Source organism: Megasphaera massiliensis (genome assembly GCF_036305205.1).
GTDB lineage: Bacteria > Bacillota > Negativicutes > Veillonellales > Megasphaeraceae > Megasphaera > Megasphaera massiliensis.
The window spans coordinates 1-6108 of sequence record NZ_JAXIXE010000030.1 but is presented as its reverse complement, the minus strand read 5'-3'; the positions used below and the strand labels follow the sequence as shown (position 1 = coordinate 6108).

Below are 6108 nucleotides of genomic sequence, written 5' to 3'. Positions count from 1 at the left end.
TTCCCGGGCGAAGTTGTAGGCATGAAGGCCATTAAAGCCATCCACGGTCCCTTGCCGCAGGCCCCGCTCATGCCTACCGGCGGAGTTAACGTCGACAACGCCGGAGAATGGATCAAAGCCGGCTGCGTCGCTGTCGGAGCCCTGACGGGCGGCGGCAAAACGGCCGATGAAATTACGGAAACGGCGAAGAAGTTCGTTGCAGCTGTCAAAGCAGTACGCGCTTAAATCTGTATTCCTGTTAAAAATGAACGCCTTCGAAGATTCGTCTTTGAAGGCGTTTTGTCATACTTTGAGACTTGGGTGATTGCCAATAGCTAAAGCGTCCTCGAAAGATCTGTTACAGCCTTTAGAGGAGGTTTTGTGTTGCTGCCGGCCCTCGACGTCGAAACAATCAAGCTTTGCAACTGCTGCCGTGTAGCTGTTATGCCCGGGGACGACGACCTTGAAAGACGTCGTAACCGCCCTTGAATGCGGCGCAGACGTCGTCAAGATCTTCCCAGGTGACCGTGGTAGGCATGAAGGCTATCAAAGCTATCCACGGTCTCTTACTGTAGGCACCGCTCATGCCGAAGGGCGGTGTAAATGTCGACAACGCCGGTGAATGGATACAGCTGTGTGTCTCTGTCGGAGCCGGCAGAGCCTTGACGGGCGGCAGTAAGACGGCTGCAGAAATTACGGAAACGGTGAAGAAGTTCGTTGCAGCTATCCAAGCCGTACGGGAATAACTTCTGGTAGAGGCTTGCAGATAGATGAAAATCTTCCTATGTTTTCTTAGAAGGAATTTTTGCTAACACGTGATTTACTGCTTTACGAAGATTGTTTAAACAAGCTTACGAAATAAATTTTAATGGCATAATAACGCCATTTATGGCAGGTGAATAATGTTAAACCTATTTATCTTAGAAAATTTATTGTTGGGAAACCGTATAGAATGCCTTTCCATTTTTAATTAGCCTATACTATTTCTGGTGGATTTATGGTAAGATGAATTTGAGAATGGGGAAATATAGATGTTAGGAATGATGGAGTGGCTATGGATAAGTTGATTTTAATTGAAAAAGAGCCTCAGGAAACGGTGAGGGAATATGCTTACCGCGTGTTGTACCAAAATATAATGACTTTGAAACTGCCGCCGGGAACGGCCATGTCTGAACAGGAGCTATCCGGAATCTTGCAGGTGAGCCGGACGCCGGTTCGCGAAGCCTTTATCCGACTGGCGCAAAAGGGGCTGCTGGAAGTATTGCCCCAGCGAGGAACTTTTGTATCAAAAATCCATACTGGACAGTTGGCTGAATTTCGCTTTTTTAGGGTGACTTTAGAACGAGCGATTGTAGAATTGGCTTGCCGGGAGTTTTTGGATCCTTGGCGGACGAAGTTGGAGTTTTGTATCTTTGAGCAGGGCAAATTCGTAGCCAACGGCAATGCCGAAAGTTTTTTTAAGAGTGACAATACCTTGCACTCGCTGCTCTATGAAGGCTGCGGTAAGCCCCATATCTGGCAAGTAGTCCAAGACTCAAACCTCGACTATGCCCGGGCTCGTGTTTTAAATATCAGCGATGGCTATGCAGCCGAGCAAATGGAGCTCCTCTATGAACAGCATAAGATTATTGTACAGGCCGTATTCGATAAAAATGTAAAAGCCGCTCAAGACATGATGACCAAGCACATCAACAAGGTCATGGTCGACGTAGCGGTATTGAAAAAAGAATATCCCGAATACTTCGGATAAAAAAATTCCGTATACTTGAGTATACGGAATTTTTTATGTTCTGAAACTTTCACGTTCAATGAGTTCGGCATTGAACTCGGTTCGAATGGGGACGGCATCAGCCCCCTTGGTGGTTAATTCAGTTACGATATTGACGGCAGCTGTGCATAAGTTTGTTAGTTTGTTGTCCAGGCTGGTGAGGGTCGGTGTGGCGCATTCAGCTAGAATAGAGTTGTTGCAGCCGACGACGGGGATGTTTAGCCCGTGGCGCAGGGCTGCTCGCTGTGCCCCGACGGCAAAGATGTCATCGGCTGTAATGATGGCGTCGAAGTCGATGTGTTCAGCGACTAAGCGGTCAATCAAGGCTTCTGTATCCGTAAGGGTTTTGGGAATCTGTTGAATCAACTCAGTGCGATGAGGCAGCTGTAAATCTTTGATTCCCAGGCGAAAGCCGTCCAACTTATGGCGGCCGCTGTAGGTGAGCGAATTATAGATATAGAGGATATGTTTACAGCCTTTCTTGGCTAGGGCTGCGACGACATCTTTCATGCCGTCTCTTTCATTACAGACGACGCTGTACATGCGGGGCTGGTGGTAGTCACTGTTGATGGTGATGACCGGGATTTGACGGGCCGTTTCACAGAGCAGCCTCACATCCGATTCTGATGAAAACGGCGTGCCGATGGTGATGATGGCATCGACGTGTTTTCCTGCCATGTCGGAGATATACTTGCCGTTATGGCCGGTATCGCTGCCGGTGTTGGACAGCATGACGTCAAAGTGATGTTGCCTCAGGCCGTCTTCCAAAAGGGATACGGCGTGGGCATAGAAGATATCGGCGACGTCAGTGCAGATGACGCCGATGATTTTCATGGAATCCAGGCCCAATCCGCGGGCAAAGGGGTTGGGCTTATAACCCATTTCTTTCATCACCTGAAGTACCTTGGCCCGTGTTTTTTCGCTGACTCGGCTGCTGCCGTTGAGGACGCGGGAAACCGTGGCGATGGAAACATGGCATTTTTGCGCGATGTCGTAAATCGTGATATTCATAGCAATCGATCCTCTTTATGTAAAAATCTGGGGTGCTTACATTATAACACATTTCTTTCTTAGTAAATCAATAGGGATATGGATAAAATATGTAAGAGCTTAACTGGAATGAATGTGGATAACCTGTTTGAATTTAAAACGAAAAGTATTTATTTGGGAAGGAAAATACGGAATACATGATAAAAAAGCATTGTAGAACTTAATTTTTTCAAAAACCATACAGAAAAATCATACGTCATTGACACTGAAGGCATGCTATGATATCCTTTCGGTAAAGATAAGTGTAAGAGCTTACAATAAATTTTCAGTTGACCGACAGCATTCGACGCCGGGTATTGGAAGGAGACATATAATAATGAAACAATTTATGGACAAGGATTTCTTACTGGAAACAGATACGGCAAAGCATTTATTCCATGATTATGCAGCAAAGATGCCGATTATCGACTATCATTGCCACATCTCTCCGCAGGAAATCGCTGAAGATCATCACTTCCGCAGCATCACCGAAGTATGGCTCGGCGGTGACCATTATAAATGGCGTATCATTCGTGCCAACGGTACTCCTGAAGAAAAAGTCACCGGTGAAACGTCGACTGACTTGGAAAAATTTGTAGAATATGCGAAAGCGCTTTCTCGTTCGATCGGTAACCCTCTTTACCATTGGAGTCACTTAGAATTACAGCGCTATTTCGGCATCACCGAACCGCTGACGGAAAAGAATGCTGAAGATATCTTCAATCGCTGCAATGCAAAGCTTCAGGAAAAAGGTATGGGCGTCCAGGGCTTGATTGAACAGTCCAACGTCAAAGTTATCTGCACGACCGATGATCCGGCCGACGATTTGAAATGGCATCAGAAATTGAGAGACGAAAAGACTTGCAGCGCTAAGGTATATCCGGCTATGCGTCCGGACAAACTGATGAACGTCGATAAAGACGGCTACGCAGATTACATGGCTCGCCTCGGCAAAGCTGCCGGCGTCGATATCAAGAATTTTGCCGACCTTCGCCAAGCCATGGATAAACGAATCGCCTTCTTTGAAGAAATGGGCTGCCGCGCTACGGACCATGCCTTAGAATATGTTTTCTGCCGTGAAGCTGATGAAAAGACGATCGATGCCATCATGGCCAAAGCTTTGAACGGCGAAGCTGTCAGCAAAGAAGAAATGGAAGCCTATAAGACGGCTGTTCTGACCTACCTTGCCGGTGAATATCACAAACGCGGCTGGGCTATGCAGATTCATTTTGCAACCCTGCGCGACCTCAACTCGGAAATGTATCGTAAACTCGGACCTGATACGGGTTATGACAGCATTGCAGAAGGCAACTGCTGCAAAGGCCTTATTGCCCTCTTAGATCACCTCAATGAACTCCATATTTTACCGAAGACGATCCTTTACTCGGGCAACCCCAATGACAATGCCATGATTGCTACGATTATCGGCGCTTTCCAGGGCGCTGGCGTTCGCGGCAAGATTCAGCAGGGTGCTCCCTGGTGGTTCAATGATACTAAACAGGGCATGATCGACCAGATGACCGGTATTGCCGATGAATCTGTCTTTGGCAACATCCTGGGTATGCTGACTGACTCCCGCTCCTTCTTGTCCTACGCACGCCATGAATATTATCGCCGCATTCTCTGCAACTGGATCGGTAATCTCGTCGAAAACGGTGAATATCCGAACGATGAAGACGCACTTCGCCAGTTAGTCGAAGATATCAGCTTTAACAACGCAGCTAACTATTTTCAATTTCAGATGTAAACGAGGGTAAACGATGAAAAATGTAAGTGAATTCCATCAGAAACAACAGCATCCTGTACGGATCTTACAGTTTGGAGAAGGTAATTTCCTGCGCGCCTTCGTCGACTATGCCGTCGACGTAGCTAACGAGGAAAACGGTTTTGACGGCAGCGTAGCTGTCGTCATGCCCCGCTCGGGCAAGACCGACCGTTATTCCAAGCAAAATGACATATACACGGTATGCTTGAGAGGTCAGCAGCACGGCAAAGTCTGCAAGGAAAACCGCGTCATTACGTCGGTGAAGACCGTAATCAGCGCCCGCGATGAATACGACGCCTTCATGGCTTTGGCTCAGGAAGAGGCTCTCGAATTCGTCGTATCCAATACGACGGAAGCCGGCATCGTCTGTGATGCCAATGATAAATTCGAAGACTGCCCGCCGACGACCTTCCCGGCGAAACTGACCAAGTTCCTCTATGAACGGTATACCTTCTATAAGGGAGCTGAGGACAAAGGCCTTATCATGCTGCCGACGGAATTGAACGATAATAACGGTAAACTCCTCCGGGACTGCGTCACCAAGTATGCTGAAAGCTGGAAATTGGAACAAGGCTTCCTGAGCTGGCTTGCCCAGAGCTGCCGTTTCGTCGATACCCTCGTCGACCGTATCGTCGTAGGGTACCCGGAAGACTCCATCGATAAGATCCAGGCTGAACTGGGCTATGAAGACGCTCTCCTCGACCAGGCTGAACCTTTTTCCCTGTGGGTCATCGGAGATTCAACCCTGGCCGACCGCCTGCCGTTGAAATCGAGTAAATTCCACGTTGAATTTACCGATAACATCCAGGCCTTCAAGGAACAAAAAGTCCGTATCCTCAACGGGGCCCATACGTCGATGGTCCTCGGTGCGTACCTTGCCGGCCTCGACTACGTCGGTCAGTGCATGGAAGACCCGATTATCCGCAAATCCCTGGACCAGACGGTCTTCGATGAAATCGTACCGACCGTTGATTTACCGGAAGAAAAGGCCGTTGCCTTTGCCCGAGCCGTCTACGAACGATTCGAAAATCCCTTCGTAAAACACGCGCTTTTGGCTATTTCCCTGAACTCCATCTCGAAGTGGAGAGCCCGGATCCTGCCGACCTTTAAGGACAGCCTGGCAGCGACGGGAAAACTGCCGAAGTTCCTGACTTATTCTTTGGCGGCTCTACTGGCCTTCTACCGGACGAGTGAACAGGGTGACCAGTGCCTCATCGGGTCCCGGGCCGGCAATACTTATGAAATTCACGACGATGAAGATAAATTGGCCTTCATCAAAGATCATGCCTCCCTTTCGACGGCCGATTACGTTAAAGCCGTTCTCGGACAGGCCGATTGGTGGGGCGAAGATCTGAATGCTGTTGACGGGCTCACCGCTGCTGTAACGGCCCATATGGACCGTATGGCTGAGGTCGGCGTCAAAGCTCATCTTGCTGAATTGACTGCATAAGGAGATTATGATGAACGTATTTCAGATACACGCTGATGATAATGTAGCCGTCGCTGTCGACGCTGTTGCCAAGGGCAGCAGCGTTACCGTCGGCGGAGCGTCTTTCACCGTCTGTCA

At 48.5% G+C, this 6108-nt stretch carries 5 protein-coding genes and 1 pseudogene; 5 read left to right on the top strand and 1 reads right to left on the bottom strand.

Going from position 1 to position 6108, the window contains the following annotated elements; all coding sequences use genetic code 11:
- The 3 genes and pseudogenes from UCI88_RS05780 to UCI88_RS05770 all read left to right on the top strand — a co-directional run.
- A pseudogene (locus UCI88_RS05780) lies at positions 1 to 225 on the top strand (bifunctional 2-keto-4-hydroxyglutarate aldolase/2-keto-3-deoxy-6-phosphogluconate aldolase); the annotation flags it as partial.
- A 338-nt stretch (positions 226 to 563) separates the two neighbouring features.
- Positions 564 to 725 (top strand): beta/alpha barrel domain-containing protein, encoded by a 162-nt coding sequence (locus UCI88_RS05775; protein ID WP_256179684.1) that lies wholly within the window; start codon positions 564 to 566, stop codon positions 723 to 725.
- Positions 726 to 1033: 308 nt separating this feature from the next.
- Positions 1034 to 1729, top strand: a complete 696-nt coding sequence (locus tag UCI88_RS05770; RefSeq protein WP_044503450.1) for a GntR family transcriptional regulator — start codon at positions 1034 to 1036, stop codon at positions 1727 to 1729.
- Positions 1730 to 1762: 33 nt separating this feature from the next.
- On the opposite strand, the gene UCI88_RS05765 is transcribed toward UCI88_RS05770, so the two are convergent.
- Positions 1763 to 2758, bottom strand: coding sequence for a LacI family DNA-binding transcriptional regulator (locus UCI88_RS05765; RefSeq protein ID WP_256179683.1), 996 nt, complete (start codon positions 2756 to 2758; stop codon positions 1763 to 1765).
- A gap of 355 nt (positions 2759 to 3113) precedes the next feature.
- Between UCI88_RS05765 and uxaC the strand changes: the two genes are divergently transcribed.
- Entirely contained in the window at positions 3114 to 4523 is a 1410-nt protein-coding gene (gene uxaC / locus UCI88_RS05760) for a glucuronate isomerase (protein WP_256179682.1), read from the top strand.
- Between the two features lie 13 nt (positions 4524 to 4536).
- The gene (locus UCI88_RS05755) at positions 4537 to 5991 is read left to right on the top strand and encodes a tagaturonate reductase (RefSeq protein ID WP_302357571.1); all 1455 of its coding nucleotides are present in this window, start codon (positions 4537 to 4539) and stop codon (positions 5989 to 5991) included.
- The last annotated feature ends 117 nt before the right edge of the window (positions 5992 to 6108 follow it).

Excerpts from the sequence above, each read along its gene's own strand:
- UCI88_RS05775 (WP_256179684.1), top strand. The coding sequence starts at position 564 with ATGCCGAAGGGCGGTGTAAATGTCGACAACGCCGGTGAATGGATACAG.
- UCI88_RS05770 (WP_044503450.1), top strand. The coding sequence starts at position 1,034 with ATGGATAAGTTGATTTTAATTGAAAAAGAGCCTCAGGAAACGGTGAGG.
- UCI88_RS05765 (WP_256179683.1), bottom strand. The coding sequence starts at position 2,758 with ATGAATATCACGATTTACGACATCGCGCAAAAATGCCATGTTTCCATC.
- uxaC (WP_256179682.1), top strand. The coding sequence starts at position 3,114 with ATGAAACAATTTATGGACAAGGATTTCTTACTGGAAACAGATACGGCA.
- UCI88_RS05755 (WP_302357571.1), top strand. The coding sequence starts at position 4,537 with ATGAAAAATGTAAGTGAATTCCATCAGAAACAACAGCATCCTGTACGG.